We start from the raw sequence: 21065 nt of genomic DNA on the forward strand, positions 1-21065 counted from the left end.
CTACCTTTAAAATATCGTTTCGATAGGTGAAACATGACTCCTTCCCGCGCTGCGGCTGTTTTGGCCGCGCAAACATTGGCAGATGACGGCCGCTTTCTGGAAACCCTGCGGGCCCGCGTCGCAATTGCGACCGAAAGCCAGAACGCCGAACGCCTGCCCGACCTTTACCGCTATCTGCATGACGAGATCGGCCCCGCCGTCGCAAAGATGGGCTTTGACTATCGCGTGGTGGATAATCCGATCGCAGGCGGCGGCCCGTTCCTGATCGCCACGCGGATCGAGGATGCGGCCCTGCCCACCATTCTTGGCTATGGTCATGGCGATGTCGTGCGCGGCATCCCCGCACAATGGCGTGAGGGTCTGGACCCTTGGACCATCACTGTCGAGGGCGAGCGCTGGTACGGCCGCGGCACCGCCGACAACAAATCCCAGCACGCGATCTGGCTGGCCGCCCTTGGCGAAGTGCTGGCGGCGCGCGGATCGCTGGGGTTTAACGCGAAATTCATCGTCGAGACATCCGAGGAAATCGGCTCGGTCGGGCTTGACCTGCTGCTCGAGGCCGAGGCCGAGGCTCTGTCCTGCGATCTGCTGCTGGCGTCCGATGGCCCGCGGATGTTGCGCGACAAGGTGGATATCAAGCTGGGCAATCGCGGCGCCTATGCCTTTGATCTGAGCGTGAAACTGCGCGAAGGCAGCCGCCATTCGGGTCATTGGGGCGGCGTGCTGGAAGACCCCGGCCTGATCCTCGCCCATGCGCTCGCCTCGATCACCACGCCGCGCGGGCGCATCTTGATTGACGATTGGTTGCCCAAATCCGTGCCCCCGCGCGTCACCGCCGCACTGCAAGCGATCCATGTCGACCCCTCGGACCCGACGCTGATCATGCCCGAGGATTGGGGCGAGGCACGCCTGTCGCGCGGCGAAAAGATGTATGGTTGGACATCGTTTATCGTGCTGGCCTATGTCACCGGCACGCCGGAAAAGCCGATCAACGGCGTCCAACCCGAGGCCTATGCCCGCTGTCAGCTGCGCTATACCGTCGATGTCGACGAGGCGCGCTTCATGCCCGCGCTGCGCGAACACCTGGACAGGCATGGCTTTCATCAGGTCGAGATCACCAATCTACCGCTGAACCGCTTTCCCGCTTGGCGCACCGACCCCGACAACCCATGGGTTGACCGCGTGCTGGACAGTATCGCGGCGACCATCGGCTATGCGCCCACGCTGATGCCCAATTCATCAGGCGGTCTGCCCTCGGAAATTTTCGCCCGCCATCTGAACTGCCCGGTCATCTGGATTCCGCATTCCTATGGCGGTTGCAAACAGCACGGGCCGGACGAGCATGTGCTGCAACCGCTGATGCGTGAGGGTCTAGGCATTATGGCGGGGCTGTTCTGGGATTTAGGAGCGCGCGATGACGGATGACACCTTGCTGGATGCGATCCGCCACTGGGTCGAGGTTGAAACCCCCACCGGCCATGTCGCGGGACTGACGCGATTGGTGCAAATGGTCGCGGCCGATTATGCCGCCATTGGCGCCGAGACCGAGATTATCGCGGGCACGGGCGGCCAAGGCCCCCATCTGATCGCACGGCTGAATGCCGGCACCAGCAATGCGGGCATATTGATCCTGAGCCATCTGGATACGGTACATCCCGTTGGCACGCTTGCCGATTTTCCCTTTCAGATCAAGGGCGACCGCGCCTTTGGCCCCGGCATCTATGACATGAAGGCGGGGGCCTATATCGCCATGCAGGCGGCAGGGGCAGCCGCGCGCAGCGGTACGCTCAGCCTGCCGATCACGCATCTTTTCGTCTCGGACGAAGAGATCGGCTCGCCCACCTCGCAGGCGCTGATCGAGGATTTGGCCCGGCGTTCCAAATACGTGCTGGTCACCGAGCCCGCGCGCGAGGGCGGGCAGATTGTCATCGCGCGCAAGGGCGTCTTTCGCTATCGGGCAGACGCCTTTGGCCGTCCCGCCCATTCAGGCGCGCGGCATCAAGATGGCCGCTCGGCCATTGCGGAAATCGCGCGGCTGACCTTGGCATTTGAGGCGCTGACCGATTACGACAGCGGCACGACCGTCAATGTCGGAATGATCGGCGGCGGCACGGCGGCGAATGTCGTGCCGGCCCATGCCTATGCCGAGATTGATCTGCGCGTCGACAATCTGGCCGCCGCCCGCGCGGTCGAGGATTTCGTCGCCGGCTATCGCCCGCATGACCCCGATGTCAGGCTGCAGATCACAGGCGGGCTGAACCGTCCCCCCTATGAGACAAGCCCCGCCATCCAAGACCTGTTCACAACCGCCGCGACAATCGCGCAAGACATTGGGTTCACGCTGAAAGGCCTGAAAACCGGCGGCGGATCGGACGGCAATTTCACCGCCGCGCTGGCACCGACCCTTGACGGGCTGGGGGCCGATGGCGCGGGCGGCCATACGCTAGAGGAATATATCCGCGTGTCTTCCCTGACCGAGCGCCTGCGCCTACTGCAAGGCCTGATGGAGCGCCTGACATGACCACCCCCGATTACCGGATCGGCTGCGATGTCGGCGGCAGCTTTACCGATTTCATCCTGTTCGATGCGGCGACCGGCGCGCTCGAGACGCTGAAAGTCGCAACCACACCCGCCGCGCCCGAACAAGGGATCATGCAGGGCCTATCGCAACTGGCGGCCCGCCACCCGGATCTTGCCGCGCATCTGAACACGTTCATCCATGGCACAACACTGGTCATCAACGCCATTTTGGAACGCAAAGGCGCGAAAACCGCCCTGCTCACCACCGAAGGTTTTCGCGATATCATCGAGACGCGGCGTGAAATCCGCTATGACATCTATGATATCCGCCAGACCTACCCCTCGCCCATCGTGCCGCGCAATCTGCGCCGTCCGGTGCCCGAGCGGATGGGCCATGACGGCCAGATCGTGGCCCCCCTCGACACCGCCAAGGTGCGCGCGGCACTGATGGAACTGGCGAACGAGGGCGTCGAATCCGTCGCGGTGTGCCTGATCAATGCCTATGCCAATCCCGCGCATGAGCGCGAGATCGCCAAGATCGCGCAAGACCTGCCGCTGACGCTGTCCTTGTCGCTGTCGGCGGATATCCTGCCCGAAGTGCGCGAATTCGAACGCTTTTCCACCACCGCGCTGAATGCCTATGTCAAGCCGAAGGTCGACCGCTATCTGGGTGCGCTCGAGGAAAACCTGCGCGGCGATGGCTTTGCCGTGCCGGTCTATCTGATGCAATCGGGCGGCGGCATTGTCACCGCCGCAACCGCCCGTGCCGCGCCCGTGCGTCTTGCCGAAAGCGGGCCGGTCGGCGGCGTTCTGGCCGCGCGCGATCTGGCGCTGGCGGCGGGTTATCATGATGCCATCGCCTTTGATATGGGCGGCACCACCGCCAAGACCTGCCTGATCCGCAAGGGCGAGATGCCCGTCACCCGCGCCTATGAGGTCGACCGCGTGCACCGTTTCAAACGCGGCTCGGGCACGCCACTCGCGGTGCCGACGGTCGATCTGATCGAGATCGGCGCGGGCGGCGGCTCGATCGCACATATCGACGGGCTGGGTCGGCTTTGTGTCGGCCCCGAAAGCGCGGTCGCCGACCCGGGCCCCGCCTGTTTCGGGCGCGGCGGAGCGCTGCCCACCGTCACCGATGCAAACCTGCTGCTGGGCTATCTGGACCCCGCCGAATTCGCGGCGGGCGGCATCAGGCTTGACCGCGCGGCGGCCGAGGCTGCGGTCGCGGCGCTGGCAGTCCCGCTTGGCCTGTCAGTGCTGGGCACCGCCGCCGCCATGATCGAGGTGGTGAATGAAAACATGTCGCAAGCCGCGCGCATCTATGCGGCAGAAAACGGGGGCGATCTGACCCGCAGCACCATGGTCGCTTTTGGTGGCGGTGGGCCGCTGCACGGGGCCGAGGTCGCGCGCCGCCTGCGCGTGCCGCGCATTCTGGTGCCCGAGGCGGCTGGCGTCTTTTCCGCGATGGGTTTCCTGATGGCGACGCCGCGCTACGAGGTCGCCCGCTCGCACCCGCGGCGCTTGTCGGCCACCACCGCGCCAGAGCTGCAAGCGATCCTTGACGATCTGCTGGCGCAGGCCCGTAGCGTCGTGGCCGCCGCCGCCCCCGATGCCCCCCAAGGCGCCAGCCTGTTCGCGGATCTGCGCTATTTCGGTCAGGGTCACCAGTTGCGCGTGCCGCTGGATGATCTGTCCCATGGCGCCATCACCGCCGCTTTCCGTGCCGCTTATTTGCAAAGCTACGGCTATGCCTATGACGATATGGAGGTTGAACTGGTGACCCTGCGGGCCGAGGTTCACGCCAGCAGCACCGGCCCCACCTTTCGCCCGCTGGCAGGGATCGGCGCGGTCAGGCCGACGCGCCTCGCCTGGGACCCCATCGCCCGCGCGATGGTGCCGCATCAGGTCGTGGCCTTTGCCACCATGAAGGGCCAGATCACCGGCCCCGCGCTGATCAACCAACCCGGCGCCACCATTCACGTCAGCCAAGGCGCGACCGCCACCCGCAACCCCGCCGGCTGGCTGGACATTTCGCTGCCCCAAGAGGTGCCCCATGATTGACGACATCCGCCTGCAAGTCATCTGGTCGCGGCTGATCTCGGTCGCGGATGAGATCGCAACCACGCTGGAGCGCACCGCTTTTTCGCTGATCGTGCGCGACAACCAGGATTATGCCTGCGCGCTTTATGACAGCCGGGGCGTGATGCTGGCGCAGTCCAGCCAATGCACGCCCGGTCAGGCCGGATCGACCCCGACCGTCATCGCCGAGATGCTGGCCACCTATCCGCCCGAGACGCTGGAAGATGGCGATATCCTGATCTGCAACGACCCTTGGGTCGGCGCGGGCCATGCGCCCGATGTCTTTGTCGCAACGCCGGTTTTCCATCGCGGCGCGCTGATCGGCTTTGCCTGCACCTGCGCCCATCACGCCGATATGGGCGGCCGCCTTGGCGCGACCGACGCGCGCGAAGTTTACGAGGAAGGCGTCATCATCCCGGTCAGCAAGCTTTACCGTGCCGGAATCAAGAATGACGAATTGCACCGTCTGCTGGCGCGCAATGTGCGTATGGCTGAAAAGGTGCTGGGCGATATCAACGCCCAGATCGCCGCGAACCGCGTGGGGGCCAAGGGCCTTTGCCAGTTACTGGATGATTTCGCCCTGCCCGATCTGCACGCGCTGGCCGATCTGATCACCAACCGCACCGAAGATATGTTCCGCCGTGCCCTTGCCCGCCTGCCCGAGGGCAGCGCCGACAGCGAAGTGTTCCACGAACTGCGCGATGCGTCAGGTGCGCGGCTGCGCATCAACCTCAGGATGCAGGTGCACGCAGGCGCGGTACATCTGGATTTCACCGGTACCTCGGCGCAGGTGGATATGCCGGTCAATGCAGTGCTGAACATCACCCGCGCCTATTGCCTGTTCCCCTTTATCGCGACGCTCTGCCCCGATCTGCCGATGAATGCGGGGGCGTTCCGGCCCGTTGTTCTGCATGTCCCCGAAGGCACCGTGCTGAACCCGACCTTCCCCGCACCGGGAATGTACCGCTCGCTGCTGTCCTACTTCACGGTCGAGGCGCTGATGGGCGCGCTTTATAAAATCGCGCCCGATCTGGCGATGGCCCCCTCGGGCACCTATCCGCTGTGGACCGAGAAATTCTCGGGCACGGCGGATGACGGCACGAAATTCCTGTCGCATTACAATGCCCAAGGCGGCCAAGGCGCGTTTCGTGACCGCGATGGCGTATCGGCCGTGGTGTTCCCCGGCAATATCGCCACCACCTCGGTCGAGCTGTTCGAACTCGAGGCACCGTTCCGCATCCTCTCGCGCGAATTGCGCCCCGACAGCGGCGGCCCCGGTAAATATCGCGGCGGGCTGGGGCAGGAAACCGTGATGGAATGCCTGAACGCCACCGCAGTGCAAGTCGCCTTCAGCGGCGGGCGGCTGGTCGAGCCTGCCTTGGGCCGCGAGGGCGCCGACGCGGGCGCAAAAGGCGTGATCCGGATCGGGGATGAGGCCCCCTTCGAGCGCAGCGGGCGCGGTGTGATGCAAAAGGGCGATATCGTCACCTTTAGCCAACCCGGCGGCGGCGGTTTCGGCCCCCCCGACCAACGCGACCCGGCCGCCATCGCCCATGATATCGCGATGGGCTATGTCACCGAGGCAGCGGCAAAGGCCGTATATACCTACCAGCCAGAATAAAAGGGGCCCCATCGGGGCCCCTTTCGCTTACATCACCGTTTTGATCAGCCGGGTCGCTTCGCGCATCGCGCCTGCGGTGCGATTTGCGCCGCGGATGATCTGGTTCACCGTGATCGGATACAGCGCCTCGGGCACATGCGGCAGGTCGATGACCTTTTCGATCAACGGCAAGGGCGCGCGCGTGATCGCCGGATCATGGGTGAAACGCGGCGCGGTGGTGTAGTTCACCGGGATCAAGATACGGGCAAGGCGCATCAGCACCTCGTTCGCATCGGGCGTGGCAATGGCACCCGCCGCAATCGCTGCATAAAAAGCCGCCAACTGATCATCAAGCGCCTTGATGCTGCTGACAACCGCCGACAGATCGACCGCATCGCCGGCCGCTTTGGTATAGGTTGCTGCGCTGGCGGCGAATTCCTTGGTCGTCTCGCGCCAATCGACGGGCAGCAGCGGCGTGTTCGCCACGCGCCAGATCGCATCCAGATAGATCTTGATATCGGTCATCAGGATATCTTTGTCGGCGATATCCATCGTGTCGTTTTCCGTGTGCCATGCGATATTCCCACCGCAGCCCGACACGGCATAATAGCCTTTTTCCGCGCGCAGATCGTCTGGCATGGTCGAGGACAGCATGAAGAACGACGAAATCCCGATATTGTTAAAGGAATAATCCCCCGCCTGATGTGGGCGGTCAAAGATCGGCGTCTGTCCTGCGACCTTTTCGATTACGTCTTTCACCAGCGCGAAGGTCTCGGGCATGGCGGTCGTTGCGTGATACGAGGTCGCCCAGCGGCAACCGGGGCTGTCGCAGTTGATTTGCATGACGCAGTTCTCGTCCAGATCCAGCGCGAAAGCATCCGAATACCAGGTCGATCCGGCATAACGCCCGGTCGAATGCCCCGGCCACCATGCGATCCGCACCGAACGATAGAGCTTGTCGCGATTTTCCCACAAAGCGCGGGCAATCTCGAGCATGGCGGCGTCCCCGGTGGCGTTATCACCGACGCCGACATCCCAGCTATCATAGTGACCATGTAGAAAGACGAATTTCTCGGCCTCGACCGTGCCGGGGATCTCGACCGTCGGGATGGCCTGTTCGAACCAGCCTTCCTGCATCTCGGTCTTGATCGTCGCCGTCGTTGCGCCCGCTTTCGCACGTTCAATCAGCTTGCCGCCGACCAGCTTGTTCACAGCGATCACCGGAATCGTCGGCTTGCGGCCAAAGTCATCCAGATCGGGCGAGCCCCAGACCGTCGTGCAGGTGCCCCAATGCGTATCAACGCCCGGGTTCACCGCGATCAGCCCGACCGCACCCCATTCCATCGCAATCGCCGCCAGCGCGGGATTGCCAAAGCCTTCGGTGATCAGGATCTTGCCCGCGACACGCGCCCGCATCTCGTCATCGGTGCCGACGCCCTCGCCAAAAAAGGCGATCGCCTTTTTATTATAGGACCGCAGCGAGGATTTGTTGGCGGGGATATAGAAGAGTTCCGCGCTGACGCCCTCGGGGCAGCTTTTCGAGGACGAGGGGGGCTTGGCGAACATCTCCTCACCGTCCAGCGTCACGCTGGCCGATAGCGGGATCGACAGCGCCACGATGGGGCGATGGATCACCACCGGCAGCCCTAGCGCGCGCAGCCGCGCGCCGATCAATTCGCCGGCGCTATTGACGTCCTCGGGGCGCCAGCGTTCGCGGCCAGCAAAGGTTGTGACCAAATCCCAAGCGTGTTCAGGCACGACTTGCTCAATTATTGAGAATTCTTTGTCTAACATGGTGAAGTTTTCCCTTCCTGTAGGTGATTCATGTTTACCTGACGTCCGGCCTTTGTAATAGTGAATAAAAATAGTTTTCGGCTAGCGAAACAAAAACGAAGAAAACGGGTCCAACTCTGCCTGCGGGTGCAGCAAAACCGCCCCAGGCGTTAACGGAGGGAAATTATGTCGATTACACGTCGCGCTCTGCTGCGCGGCAGCGCTTATGCTGCCCTTGGCGCAGGACTTTCCACGACTTTGCCGCGAATCGCCTTGGCACAAGACACCAGTGCGATCCGCCCGATCACCCTTTATAGCCGCGCCCAGGCGGCGAACCCGCAGCAGTATCAATCCGCCGAATTGATCGCCCAAGCTTGGAGCGATCTGGGCCTGCAGGTCACGGTGAACGGTCTGCCGCAAAACCAGCTGTCGGATATCGTCTGGTACAACCGCAACAGCTGGGATGTAACCATGTGGCAGATGGTCGGCCGCCCCGAGCGGTCCGACCCCGATGATTTCGTGATGAACCTGTTCCATTCGTCGAACATCGAGACCGGCTATAACTTTGTCGGCTACAACAACCCCGACTATGATGCCGCCGCTGAACAGCAGCGTCTGGCGGTCGACCGCGACGCCCGCCACGCCCTGATCATCAAGGCGCAAGAGCTGGTGAACGCCGACCAGCCCTATTCCTTCCTTGTCTATCCGACGAAATCCTATGCTTTTGATAAAACCGTGCTGGATGGCGCGACCATGGTCAATCAGCCCGGCCTCGGCATCCGCAACTTCCTGTCCTATGTCGCGGTCGAACCGCTGGGCGCGCAGCGCGATCTGATCACCAACACCGCGAACGAGCTGAACGCCATCAACCCGTTCTATATCTCGGGCGGCGGCGATAGCTGGATCACCGAATGTATCTGGGACCGCGTCATGCGCATCGGCGAGGATGGCCTGCCGCAGCCATGGGCCGCAGAATCGGTCGTCTGGGACGAGGCCGGCACCACCGCCACCATCACGCTACGCGACGGCATGACCTTCCACGACGGCCAGCCGGTGCGGATCGAGGATGTGATCTTCTCGCTTGAGGCGCCGCAGGGCGAAAACGTCGCGCCGATGTATCGTCCCTTTGTCACGCCCATCACCGCCATGGCCAAGGTCGATGACCGCACCATGACGTTGACGCTGGACCAGCCCAATGCGGCGTTCGAGACCTCGACCCTGTCGAAAATGAACATCGTCCCCGAACATGTCTGGTCGCCGCTGCTGGAACGTTTGTCGGCAGGTGAGACCGCCGAAAGCGTGCTGGAAGAAAGCCGTATCGGCTCGGGCCCGTTCAAATTCGACCGCTGGAACCAATCCGAAGTGGTGCTGTCGTCGGTCAAAGACCACTTCGCCGCGCCCAAGATGGATCGCGTGATCATGCGCGTCGTCCTGAACGTCGAAGCCGCGCTGGGGATGCTGCGTTCGGGCGAGCTGAACTTCCTGACCGACTATACGGGCGATCCGCAACTGCTGCTGGATGCCGCCGCCGCCGATGGCGATATCGAGGTGGTGGATGTCGTCGATATGGGCTTCCAGTTCCTGGGCTATAACCTGCGCCGCGCGCCGTTCAGTGACCCGGCTTTCCGCCGCGCGCTGTCCTTTGCGATCAACCGCCGCCTGATCCTGGGCGCGGCGTACAACGGCTTTGGCGTTCCGGCGAACAGCCATGTCTCGCCCGCGCTGCCCTTCTGGTACGACACCCGGACCGAGGAGATCCCCGTCGGCCCCGAGGTCGCCATCCAGATGCTGGAGGAGGCCGGCTATTCCATCGTGAACGGCCGTCTGCACTATCCCGCAGGGCAGACCGAAACCCTGCAATAAGCAAGCCTGCCCGCAAGCAAGCCTGATGCAAGCCTAAGGAGTCCCCGGCATGAAATACATGCTGTCCAGATTGTTCTATTCGCTCGTGGTCCTGTGGATCGTGGCGACAATCCTGTTCTTCATGTTTCGGCTAATGCCGGGGACGCCGCTTGCGGCCTTCATCGACAATACCACGACCAAGGAACAACAAGACGCGATCATCGCGCAGTTCGGCCTCGACCGTAGCCTGTTCGAGCAATACCTGTCCTTCCTTGCCAATCTGGCGCAGGGGGATCTGGGCCAGTCGTTTTTCCACAAACGTCCCGTGATGGATGTGGTGATGGAGGCCCTGCCCAATACGATCATCCTGACCATGACCGGTCTGGTCGTCGCCTATATCTTTGGCGTGCTGGCGGGGGCTTACCTCGCGTGGAAACGCGGCAGTGTGGCCGAGGCGATCGGTATCCCCATCACCCTTGCCACCCGCGCCGCGCCCGAGTTCTGGCTGGGTATGGTGCTGCTGGCCATCTTTAGCTTTCAACTGGGCTGGTTCCCGGCGGGCGGCGCGAATTCGGTTGGCATGACCTATGACAATCAATGGCAGCGGGTCTTCTCATGGGATTTCCTGCGCCACCTCGCCCTGCCCGCACTGACGCTGGCCATCTATCTGCAAGGCCTGCCGCTGTTGCTGATGCGATCCAATATGATCGAGATCCTGCAAGAGGAATTCATCACCATGGGCAAGATGAAGGGTCTGACCCCGCGCACCATCGTGTTGAACCATGCCGCGCGCAACGCGCTGCTGCCGGTCGCCACTGCCTTTGCGCTGGGGGTTGGCGGCGCCATCGGCGGCAATGTGGTGGTCGAGACGATCTTTAGCTGGCCCGGCATCGGGCGCCTCTTGGTGAATGCGGTTTCCGCCTCGGACTATCCGCTGGCGCAGGGGGCCTTCTTGCTCATCACCTTTGTGCTGATCGCGATGAATTTCATCGCGGACATGACCTATCACCTTCTCGACCCGAGGATTCGCCTTGCAGCCAGCAATTGAAAACGCCCCGCGCAAAGCCCTGCCTGATCTAAGCCAAGGCAAACTGAATTCCGGTCTGTGGCCCCGCTTTATGCGCGGCATCAACACCTTTCTTTCGGTGCCGCGCCAGAATGCCTATGCGATGATCGGGCTGATCATCTATGCGATCTTTATCCTGACGGCGGTCTTTGCCGATGTGCTGATGACGCATCGCCCACTCGAGATTCTGTTCACCGACAGCTATCAGTTGGCGCGCAATATCGCCCCCGGCCCAGAACATCTGCTGGGTACCACCTATGGCGGGCGCGATATCTATTCGCAGCTGGTGATCGGCACGCGCTCGGCGCTGCTGGTGGGGGTCACCGCCGCGGTCTGCGTCGTGGCGATTGGCACGGTGGTCGGGCTGATCTCGGGCTATTTCGGCGGCTGGGCCGATAACCTGCTGATGCGCCTGTCCGATATCGCGCTTGGCATTCCGTTTTTGCCTTTTGTCATCGTGCTTGCCTCGTTCCTTGGCGCCAGTCAGATGAATGTCATCATCGGTATCGCCCTGCTGCTGTGGCCAAACTCGGCCCGGGTCATCCGCTCGCAAGTGATGTCGCTACGCGAGCGCGCCTTTATCGAGGCCGCCCGCGTCACCGGCGCGGGACAATGGAAGATCCTGTTCGTCCATATCGCGCCCAATGTGCTGTCGCTGGCGTTTCTTTACACATCCGTCGCGGTGGGCTGGGCGATCTTGACCGAGGCCTCGGTCAGCTTCTTGGGCTTTGGCCCGTCCAATACCGTCAGCTGGGGCTATATGCTGCAAGACGCCTATGCCAGCCAAGCCCTTGGACGCGGCCAATATAATTGGTTTGTGCCGCCCGGCCTCTGCATCGTTCTGGTCGTCATGGCGGGTTTTTTCATCAGCCGGGGCTTTGAAGAAGTCCTGTTCCCGAAACTGAAAGGCTGACCCATGTTGCTTTCGGTCAAAGATCTGAAAATCCACTATCAATCCCCGCGCGGCACCGTGCAGGCCGTCGACGGCATCAGCTTTGACGTGCCCGAGGGCAAGGTCGTCGGCGTCGTGGGCGAGTCTGGCTGCGGCAAGACAACCGCCGTGCGAGCCCTGACCCGCGTCATGCCCTCGGTCGCGAAATTTGCCGGCGGCGAGGTGCTGTTTGACGGCAAGGATCTGTTGTCCTTGTCCGAATCCCAGATGAACGCGCTGCGCTGGCGCGATATTTCCTATATCCCGCAAAGCGCGATGAACGCGCTTGATCCCGTCTGGCGCGTCGGCGATCAGATCATCGAAGTGCTGGTGAAACGCGGCGGCATGAAAAAGCCCGCCGCGCGCACCCGCGCCGAAGAGCTGTTCGCGATGGTCGGGCTGGAACGCAAACGCCTGCGCGACTACCCCCACCAGTTTTCCGGCGGGATGCGGCAACGCGCCTCGATCGCGCTGGCGCTGGCGCTGAACCCGCGCCTTGTCATCGCGGACGAGCCGGTGACCGCGCTTGATGTGATCATCCAACGCCAGGTGCTGGACACATTCCTGCGCCTGCAACGCGAGACCGGGATCTCCGTCGTGATGGTCACGCATGATATCTCGGTCGTGGCCTATGTCTGCGATTATGTCGTCGTGATGTATGCGGGAAAGGTCGTCGAAAAGGGCCCCGTGCGCGACGTGCTGACCCAGCCGTCCCATGCCTATACGATCGGCCTTTATAACGCTTTCCCCGAGCTGTCCGAGGATGCCGCGCGCGAGCTATCCCCGATCGAGGGCGGCCCGCCCTTGCTGCTGAACCCGCCGACGGGCTGCCGCTTTCGCGCGCGCTGCCCCTTTGCCCTGCCCGTCTGCGCCCAGGAGCCACCCGAAGTGCAGGTCGGCGCGGGCCACACCGCCATGTGCCACCGCGCGCATGAGGCCGAAGCGCTGCGCGCCGCCGCGCGCGATCCGAAAATCTGGCAGGGAGTTGTCACACAATGACCACCCAATCCGACACGCTGGTCTCGGTCGAGAACGTCTCGAAAAGCTTTACCCTCAGCCGTTCTTTGTCCGACGTGTTCAATGGCCGCCACCCCAAAGTTGATGCGGTCTCCGAGATCAGCTTTACCCTAAAGCGCGGCGAAACCATTGGGATCGTGGGCGAATCCGGCTGTGGCAAGACCACGCTGGGGCGCATGCTGCTGAAACTGATCACGCCCACGGGCGGCGCGATCCGCTTTGACGGGGCGGATATCAATGCGCTATCGGGCGAATCCGAACTGGCCTTTCGGCGCCGCGCGCAATTGGTGTTCCAGAACCCGTTCGATGCGCTGAACCCGCATTTCACCATTCGCCGCAGCCTGTACGAACCGCTGCTGAACACCCGCGTCCCCGCCGCCGAACACGACCGCATGGTGGGCGAGGCGATGGTGCGCGTGCAGCTTGACCGCATGTTGCACTTGCTCGACAGCTATCCGCACCAACTGTCGGGCGGGCAGTTGCAGCGCGTGGTGCTGGCGCGGGCGCTGGTGCTGCAACCCGATTTCATCGTCGCGGACGAGCCGGTCTCGATGCTCGACGTGTCGGTGCGCGCCGGGATCTTGAACGTGCTGCGCGAGGTGCGTGACACGATGGGCCTTGCCGCCGTTTTCATCAGCCATGACCTCGCCCTTGTGCGCTATGTGTGCGAGCGGACGATCACCATGTATCTGGGCGCGGTGGTCGAAGACGGCCCGACCAAAGATGTCATCGCGCACCCGCTGCACCCCTATACCCGCGCATTGGTGCAGGCTGTGCCAGTGCCCAATGTCGATCAGTCGCATGATCCGCTGCCGTTGATCGGCGCGATGCCTGATGCGCGCAATCCGCCCGCGGGCTGCCGCTTTTCCGACCGTTGCCCGCTGGCCGATGATGGCTGCCGCGCGGCCCGGCCCCCCTTGCGACCTGTCGGCCCCGGCCGCCGCGTCGCCTGTTTCAAAGTGCCCGCATTCACGACAGCACAGGTGCAGTAATGACAGACCAACACACGCTGATTGATATCGACGTGCCTGCGGGCACCTGCGATCCCATCACGCTGGAAATCGTGCGCGGCGCGATTGTCGCGACGCAAAAAGAGATGGAGGCGCTGATCGAGCGTACCGCCATTTCCGCCTTCATTCGCGAGAAGAAGGACTTCTACACTGCGCTGTTCGATGACAAGGGCAAGATGGCCGTGGGCTCGATGGTGCCGATCTTTGGCGATCTGACGACGCCGGTGATCGAGAAATTCCCCCGCGCCTCGATGCGTCCGGGCGATCTTTACTGGTATAATGACTGCTATGGATCAAAGGGCGCGGTGACACATTCGAATGACCAAGTGCTGCTGGCACCGGTCTTTCACGACAACCGGCTGTGCGCCTTTGTCATGTGTTGGGCGCATTTTGCCGATATCGGCGGCATTTACCCGGGCTCGATCTCGCCCGATGCGACCTCGATCTATCAAGAGGGGATCATCGTCCCCCCGACCAAACTGGTCGATGCAGGCGTCGTGAACGAGATGGCGCTGGCGATTTTTCACCGCAATTCGCGCTTTCCGGCGCAATCCGAGGGCGATCTGTCGGCACTGATGGCCGCCGTAGCGCTGGGATCGGTGCGCGTGGCCGAGATTGTCGCCCTGCGCGGCGCGGATGTGGTGCAGGACGCGCTGGCGCAGCTGCTGGAGCGTAACCGCCTGATGGTGCGCGGTAAACTGGCCGAGACCTTTGACTACGGCACGTATAAATTCACCGATAGTATCGACACCGATGGCCACGGCAACGGTCCCTTCCGCATCACCTTCAGCCTGACGCGCGAGCGGGACGCGGACGGCGCGGATATCTTTACCTTTGATGCCTCTGAAAGTGATGATCAGGCCCCCGGCCCCGTCAATCTGCTGATGAACAAGGGCGTTCCGGGCATGGCCTTGGGGCTTTATTATCTTGGCGGCGATCCCTCGCAGGTCTGTAACGCGGGCGGGCCGCTGTCACTGGACAATGTGATCTATCGCGAGGGGTCCATCGTGCAGCCGCGCTTTCCTGCGCCTTTGGGGATGCGCGGCCTGACGATGATGCGCACGCTGGCGGTGATCAACGGGCTGGTGAATGTGGCAGGGGGCGGTGCACCCGCCTCGCATTCTGCCTATGTGATCAATATCATGCGCGGCACCTATACCAATCCGGCAGGGGAATCCGAGCCGTTCTTGCTGGCCGATGGCATCGGCGTCGGCTATGGCGCGCGCCCCAATGCCGATGGCATTGATGCGGTCTATTTCGTCGCGCAGGAAAACTATCCGGTCGAGTTTTTGGAAATGGGCTATCCGGTGCGCCTGTTGCGCTATGGCGTGCTGCCTGACAGCGGCGGCCCCGGCAAATTTCGCGGCGGCGTCGGCATTGTGCGCGAATACGAGATCCTTGCCGACGAGGCGCAAATCGCCATCCGCATCGACGGCGTGCAGAACCCGCCATGGGGCATCGGCGGCGGCATGAGCGGCGGCGTCGGCGCTGCAACCGTCAACCCCGGCCAAGCGAACGAGCGTAAACTGCCGCCCCTGTCCGAGGGCACAAAGCTGCATTACGGCGATATTTTGCGGATCGAGACCGGCGGTGGCGGCGGCTATGGCCACCCGCATGACCGCGCCCCCGCAGATGTGCTCGAGGATGTGTTGGGCGGTTTCGTCACGGCTGAGGCTGCCGAAAAATACTATGGCGTGAAAATCACCGATGATGCGGTGGATGATGCTGCAACCGCCGCCCTACGCGCGATGCGTCCCGCCACACGTGCCTTCCACCGTAAGGAATATCTTGATGAACTCGTCTGATCTGGCGACTGATTACACCGTTGCTGTCGATATTGGCGGCACGTTTACCGATATCTCGCTGTTGAACCGCGTGACCGGCCAGCGCTGGCGCGCCAAAACCCCATCCGTGCCGAGCGATCCATCCGAGGCGTTTTTGCGCGGCATCACCATCGCGCTGGAACAGGCGGGCGCGCCTGCCGCGGCGCTGGGGCGCGTGCTGCATGGCACCACGGTTGCGACCAATATGATCCTGGAAGGCAAAGGCGCGCCGATTGCTTTTCTGACCACCGAAGGGTTCCGCCATGTCCTTGCCATCGGACGGCAGGATATCCCGCGCAAGGCGAACCTTTATACATGGGTAAAGCCCAAGCCCCCGGTCCCCGCCTCGCGCATTTTCGAGGTGCGCGAGCGGCTGGCCCCCGGCGGCGATGTGTTGGTCGCGCTTGACGAAGAAACGGTCGTTGCGGCGGCCCGCGCTATCGCAAAGCTGCCGGTGCAGGCGGTCGGCGTCTCGTTGTTGCACGCTTTTGCAAACCCCGCGCATGAACGCCGCGTGGCCGAGATCCTGCGCGAACATCTGCCCGATCTTTACATCACCATCTCATCCGATGTGCTGCCGGTGGTGCGCGAATATGAACGCGGTCTGACCACGGTGCTGAACGCCAGCGTCATGCCGGGCGTCACCACCTATATCGCGCGGCTGGAAGACCGCCTGACCAGCGCCAATGCGCCCGCGCCGCTGATGCTGATGCAATCAAACGGCGGCATTGCGGGCGCTGCGAAAATCCGCACCGCTCCCGCGCTGACCGCGCTTTCTGGTCCCGCCGCAGGTGTGGTCGGTGCGCGCGTCATGGCCGAGGCTTGCGGCATTCGCGATATCATTACCTGTGATATCGGCGGCACGTCTGCCGATATCTGCCTGATCAAAGATGGCCATATCGGTCTGACACAATCGGGCGCGGTGGGCGATTGGCCGCTGGCGCTGCCGATTGTCGATATGATCACCATCGGCGCGGGCGGCGGATCTATTGCCAAGGTCGATGCCGGTCGCCTCTCGGTCGGGCCGCAGTCAGCGGGCGCACGCCCCGGCCCTGCCGGTTACGGCCACGGCGGCACGCTGCCGACTGTCACCGATGCGCATATCGTGCTGGGCCATCTGCCCGCGAGCCTGCTGGGCGGCACGATGCATCTGGATCGCGAGGCGGCACAGCGCGTCATCCGCGACAGCGTCGCGACCCCCTTGGGCCTGTCGATGGAGCAAGCCGCGCGCGGCATTCTGACCATTGCCGACAATAATATGGTCGGCGCGATGCGCGTCATCTCGGTCGAGCGTGGCCATGATCCGCGCAGCTTTGCCCTTGTGCCCTTTGGCGGCGCGGGGCCGCTGCATGGCTGTTCGCTGGCGGAAACGCTGGGCACCGATACGGTGGTCATCCCGCCCTCGCCCGGTGTGCTTTGTGCCGATGGGCTGATGGTCGCGGATCTGAAGTCCGAATTCTCGCGCGCGCTTGGCCGCCCCGGCGCGGTCGATCCGGCGGAATGCGATCCGATCATAGCGGAACTTTCGGCGCAGGCCGATGCCTGGTTTGCCACTGAGAACGTCGCGCCAGACCTGCGCAACGCACGCACGGTCGCGCTGATGCGGTTCAAGGGCCAAGGCGGCGAGATCGCCGTGCCCTATACATCCGACGGCAAGGTGACCGAGGCGGCCTTTATCGCCGCCCATACCGAAATGTATGGCTTTGCCCTGCAAGCGCCGGTGGAGCTGGTGACCCTGCGCGTCGAATGCACTGGCACCACGATCCAGCCCCCCGAAAGCCTGCTGCCCGCAGGCACCGAGGTGCCGGTCGACCAACTTTCCCCCGTCTGGATCGACGGGGCCGAGGTTCAGGTGCCGGTGATCTCGCGCACGCGCCTTGGCGCAGGTGCGGTATTTGACGGCCCCGCCATCCTGACGCAACTTGACACGACGACCTATGTCAAACCCGGCTGGCGCGGCACAGTGGACGCCAGCGGTGCGCTGATTTTAAGGAAAGCCTGATGGATAAGATTTTCGACTATATCGATGCGCGCGAGGCAGAATATGTCACGCGGGTGATGGATTACGTGCGTCACCCTTCGATCAGCGCGCATAATATCGGCATCCGCCATGTCGCGGGGCTGCTGGTCGATATGCTGGACGGGCTCGGCTTTCAGACCCAATTGATCGAGACAGCGGGCCATCCCTTTGTATTCGGGGAGTATCTTGTCGATCCCAGCCTGCCGACCGTGCTGCTTTACGGCCATTACGATGTGCAGCCGCCCGACCCGCTAGAGAAATGGATCTCGCCGCCCTTTGAACCCACGATCCGCGACGGTCGCATCTGGGCGCGCGGGATCGGCGATAACAAAGGCCAGCATTTCGCGCAGCTAATGGGGATCGAGGCGCTGCTCGCGGTCACCGGCACCCTGCCGTGCAATGTGAAATTCCTGCTAGAGGGCGAGGAAGAAATCGGCTCGCCCCAGATCGCGGATTTCGTGGCCGCGCACCGCGAGATGCTGGCCTGCGACCTCGTGATCACATCGGACGGGCCACTACATGATACCGGCCTGCCGCAGGTCACTTACGGCGTGCGCGGCATGGCCAGTTTCGAGCTGCGGGCAAAGACCGCCGACCGCGACAGCCATTCGGGCAATTACGGCGGCACCATGCCGAACGCCGTCTGGACACTGGTGAACCTGCTGGCCACGATGAAAACGCCAGATGGCGAGATCACCATCGCGGGCCTGCACGATCCGATCATCCCCGCCACCAATGCCGAGCGCGCCGCCGTGGGCGCGCTGCCGCTGGATGTCGATGGCTTTATGGCGGAACTCGGCCTCAAGCATCTGGACGCCCCCGCCAATGTGCCGTTCTATGACCGGCTGATGTTCCGCCCGACCCTGACGATCAACGGGCTGCATGGCGGCTACGGCGGCGAGGGCACGAAATCGGTGATCCCCAGCGAAGCCTTTGCCAAATGCGATATCCGTCTGGTCGAGGCGATGACCCCCGATCAGGTCTTTGATTGCGTGCGTGCCCATGTGGCGATCCATGCGCCCGATGTCGAATTCATCGCGCATGGCGGCATGTTGCCGTCGAAGACTTCGCTGGAAAGCCCCTATGCCCGCGCCATCACCGATGGTATCCGCGCGGCGCGTGGCGTGGAACCGCTGCATATTCCCAGCGCGGGCGGCAGCCTGCCCGATTACGTTTTTACCAAGATCCTCGGCGTTCCGGCCTTTGTCGTGCCCTATGCGAACCATGACGAGGCGAACCACGCGCCGAACGAGAACCTGAAACTGGATCTGTTCCACGCCGGTATCCGCACCGGGGCCGCGATGCTGACGAAGATCGGCGGGCAATGAAAAAGGCGCCCCGCAAGGGGCGCCCCATCTTCAGGCGCTGCGCACCAGCATACCATGCATAATATCGTCCATATTGACGATGCCGCGCGGCTGGCCGTTGCGGCCCAGCACCGTGGCAAAGCTTTCGGGCGCGGGCAAAAGCAGCAGCGCCGCCTCCTCTAGCGTCGTATTGCCGGGCAGTTGCAATTGCGGCCAGTCGCGCTCTGCGGGCTTTGGCTTTAGCACCGACCGCAAGCGGATCACCCGGCCGCGGTTCACCTCGCGCACAAAGGCGTTCACGTAATCATTCGCGGGGTGCAGGACGATCTCCTCGCCCTTGCCCTGCTGCGAGACCTCGCCCGCGCGCAAGATGACGATTTTGTCGCCAAGGCGCAGGGCTTCGTCCAGATCGTGGGTGATAAAGACGATGGTCTTTGACACTTCCTTTTGGATATCCAGCAGCACCGATTGCATATCGACGCGGATCAGCGGATCAAGGGCAGAGAACGCCTCGTCCATCAGCAGGATCGGCGCGTCATTCGTCAGCGCCCGCGCAAGGCCGACGCGCTGCTGCATCCCGCCCGAAAGTTGCGAGGGATAGCGATCCTCGTAGCCCTTCAGGCCGACGCGCTCGATCCAGTGGCGGGCGCGGGCGATACTATCGGCGCGCTTTATCCCCTGAATATCCAGACCATAGATCGCATTATCCATCACCGTGCGATGCGGCAGCAGCGCAAAGTTCTGGAACACCATCGCCGTCTTGTTGCGGCGAAAGACGCGCAGCTCGGACGGGGTCATCTTGGCCACGTCCTGCCCGTCGATCAGCACCTCGCCCGCGGTCGGCATGATCAGCCCGTTCAGATGGCGCAGCAGCGTCGATTTACCCGACCCCGACAGCCCCATAATGACCGAGATCTTGCCCGCGGGCAGATCGGTATTGATATCGCGCAGGCCCAGCGAGTGGCGATGCTTTTGGTTCAGCTCGGCCTTGGTCATGCCATCTTTGACCTTTTCGACATGCTTTGCAGCATCGGGGCCAAAGATTTTATACAGGTTGCGGATCGAAATGCCCGGCGTCAGTTCTTCGTCGTCGGGCGCTAAAAACTGGTCACTCATCGCTGACCTCCTTATGCCGTTGCAGACGTTTGCCATAGGCCTGGCTGGCGCGGTCGAATGTGATTGCAATCGCCACCAGCGCGAAACCGTTCAGGAAACCGATGGTAAAGAACTGGTTGTTGATCGCCTGCAGCACATTGCGCCCCAGACCGCCAACACCCACCATCGAGGCGACAACCACCATCGACAGCGCCATCATGATCGTCTGGTTCACACCCGTCATCAGCGTCGGCAGTGCCAGCGGCAGCTGCACATTCCACAGCTTTTGCCGCTCGGACGAGCCAAAGGCATCTGCCGCCTCGATCGCCTCGCGGTCGACAAGGCGAATGCCGAGGTTGGTCAGACGGATCATCGGCGGCATGGCATAGATCACCACCGCGATCATCCCCGGCACCTTGCCAATGCCGAAAATCACCACGACCGGGATCAGATAGACAAAGCTGGGCATGGTCTGCATCACATCCAACACAGGGGTGATGATGCGCTGCGCGCGATCGGATCGGGCCGTCAAAATGCCAATCGGCAGGCCAATGATGACCGCGACCAGGGTGCAAACCGTCACCATGGACAGGGTGATCATCGAATCATTCCACAGGCCGAACCAGCCAATGCCGATCAAGGCAACGCCTGCGCCTGCCGTGATTTTCCACGACCGGGACGTGCCCCAAGTGATGCCCACCAGCACCAAAAACACCACGATCCAAGGTGTGTTGACGAACAGACCCTCAAGCGTGTTCAAAAAGCTTTGCACCGGCGCTGTCGCCGCGTCGATATAACTGGATGCGCCGCGCACCATATCGCGAAAGCCGGTGTCGATTGTGCGGCGCATCGCGCGCATGGCGCTGCCGCTCATTTCCGGAGCGCCGCAGAGGAAATCGGGCAAACCCCAACAGGACGAAGCCATAACTTCTCCTTTTCTGTGTTATGAAAACACAAACTGCCCGGCCCTTTGGCCGGA

General features: G+C 62.8%; 15 protein-coding genes. 12 read left to right on the forward strand and 3 right to left on the reverse strand.

Features of this window, described 5'->3' with window-relative positions:
* The first annotated feature begins 33 nt into the window (after nucleotides 1-33).
* From KVU_RS15685 to KVU_RS15700, 4 genes are read left to right on the forward strand one after another with little or no spacing between them, the layout of a single operon-like run.
* Complete coding sequence (locus KVU_RS15685; protein ID WP_014538192.1) at nucleotides 34-1425, forward strand: M20/M25/M40 family metallo-hydrolase; 1392 nt, start codon at nucleotides 34-36, stop codon at nucleotides 1423-1425.
* Nucleotides 1415-2521, forward strand: coding sequence for a M20 family metallopeptidase (locus KVU_RS15690; RefSeq protein WP_013385781.1), 1107 nt, complete (start codon nucleotides 1415-1417; stop codon nucleotides 2519-2521). Before KVU_RS15685 ends, KVU_RS15690 begins: the two co-directional genes overlap by 11 nt.
* Nucleotides 2518-4584: a hydantoinase/oxoprolinase family protein gene (locus KVU_RS15695; protein WP_014538193.1), complete on the forward strand. Its 2067-nt coding sequence runs from the start codon at nucleotides 2518-2520 to the stop codon at nucleotides 4582-4584. The genes KVU_RS15690 and KVU_RS15695 overlap by 4 nt, the downstream gene beginning before the upstream one ends.
* Nucleotides 4577-6223, forward strand: coding sequence for a hydantoinase B/oxoprolinase family protein (locus KVU_RS15700; protein ID WP_013385784.1), 1647 nt, complete (start codon nucleotides 4577-4579; stop codon nucleotides 6221-6223). The genes KVU_RS15695 and KVU_RS15700 overlap by 8 nt, the downstream gene beginning before the upstream one ends.
* 27 nt (nucleotides 6224-6250) lie before the next feature.
* On the opposite strand, the gene KVU_RS15705 is transcribed toward KVU_RS15700, so the two are convergent.
* A complete protein-coding gene (locus KVU_RS15705) occupies nucleotides 6251-7960 on the reverse strand; it encodes a M28 family peptidase (RefSeq protein ID WP_013385785.1) in 1710 nt (569 codons plus the stop codon).
* Nucleotides 7961-8161: 201 nt separating this feature from the next.
* Here KVU_RS15705 and KVU_RS15710 point away from each other — a divergent pair, with 201 nt between their 5' ends.
* From KVU_RS15710 to KVU_RS15745, 8 genes are read left to right on the forward strand one after another with little or no spacing between them, the layout of a single operon-like run.
* Entirely contained in the window at nucleotides 8162-9838 is a 1677-nt protein-coding gene (locus KVU_RS15710; RefSeq protein WP_013385786.1) for an ABC transporter substrate-binding protein, read from the forward strand.
* 49 nt (nucleotides 9839-9887) lie between these two features.
* Nucleotides 9888-10865 (forward strand): ABC transporter permease, encoded by a 978-nt coding sequence (locus tag KVU_RS15715; protein WP_013385787.1) that lies wholly within the window; start codon nucleotides 9888-9890, stop codon nucleotides 10863-10865.
* Nucleotides 10849-11796 (forward strand): ABC transporter permease, encoded by a 948-nt coding sequence (locus tag KVU_RS15720; protein ID WP_013385788.1) that lies wholly within the window; start codon nucleotides 10849-10851, stop codon nucleotides 11794-11796. The genes KVU_RS15715 and KVU_RS15720 overlap by 17 nt, the downstream gene beginning before the upstream one ends.
* A 3-nt stretch (nucleotides 11797-11799) precedes the next feature.
* Nucleotides 11800-12813, forward strand: coding sequence for an ABC transporter ATP-binding protein (locus tag KVU_RS15725; RefSeq protein WP_014538195.1), 1014 nt, complete (start codon nucleotides 11800-11802; stop codon nucleotides 12811-12813).
* The gene (locus tag KVU_RS15730) at nucleotides 12810-13823 is read left to right on the forward strand and encodes an ABC transporter ATP-binding protein (RefSeq protein WP_014538196.1); all 1014 of its coding nucleotides are present in this window, start codon (nucleotides 12810-12812) and stop codon (nucleotides 13821-13823) included. The genes KVU_RS15725 and KVU_RS15730 overlap by 4 nt, the downstream gene beginning before the upstream one ends.
* Nucleotides 13823-15646, forward strand: coding sequence for a hydantoinase B/oxoprolinase family protein (locus KVU_RS15735; protein WP_014538197.1), 1824 nt, complete (start codon nucleotides 13823-13825; stop codon nucleotides 15644-15646). Before KVU_RS15730 ends, KVU_RS15735 begins: the two co-directional genes overlap by 1 nt.
* A complete protein-coding gene (locus tag KVU_RS15740) occupies nucleotides 15633-17666 on the forward strand; it encodes a hydantoinase/oxoprolinase family protein (RefSeq protein WP_013385793.1) in 2034 nt (677 codons plus the stop codon). The genes KVU_RS15735 and KVU_RS15740 overlap by 14 nt, the downstream gene beginning before the upstream one ends.
* The gene (locus KVU_RS15745) at nucleotides 17666-19012 is read left to right on the forward strand and encodes a M20/M25/M40 family metallo-hydrolase (RefSeq protein ID WP_013385794.1); all 1347 of its coding nucleotides are present in this window, start codon (nucleotides 17666-17668) and stop codon (nucleotides 19010-19012) included. The genes KVU_RS15740 and KVU_RS15745 overlap by 1 nt, the downstream gene beginning before the upstream one ends.
* 30 nt (nucleotides 19013-19042) lie before the next feature.
* Here the strand turns inward: KVU_RS15745 and KVU_RS15750 are convergent, their stop codons facing one another.
* Together KVU_RS15750 and KVU_RS15755 are read right to left on the reverse strand one after the other, a co-directional pair.
* Entirely contained in the window at nucleotides 19043-20107 is a 1065-nt protein-coding gene (locus KVU_RS15750) for a quaternary amine ABC transporter ATP-binding protein (RefSeq protein ID WP_014538198.1), read from the reverse strand.
* Complete coding sequence (locus KVU_RS15755) at nucleotides 20100-21011, reverse strand: ABC transporter permease (protein ID WP_013385796.1); 912 nt, start codon at nucleotides 21009-21011, stop codon at nucleotides 20100-20102. Before KVU_RS15755 ends, KVU_RS15750 begins: the two co-directional genes overlap by 8 nt.
* Nucleotides 21012-21065 lie beyond the last annotated feature (54 nt).

Source organism: Ketogulonicigenium vulgare WSH-001, from assembly GCF_000223375.1.
Taxonomy (GTDB): Bacteria; Pseudomonadota; Alphaproteobacteria; order Rhodobacterales; family Rhodobacteraceae; genus Ketogulonicigenium; species Ketogulonicigenium vulgare.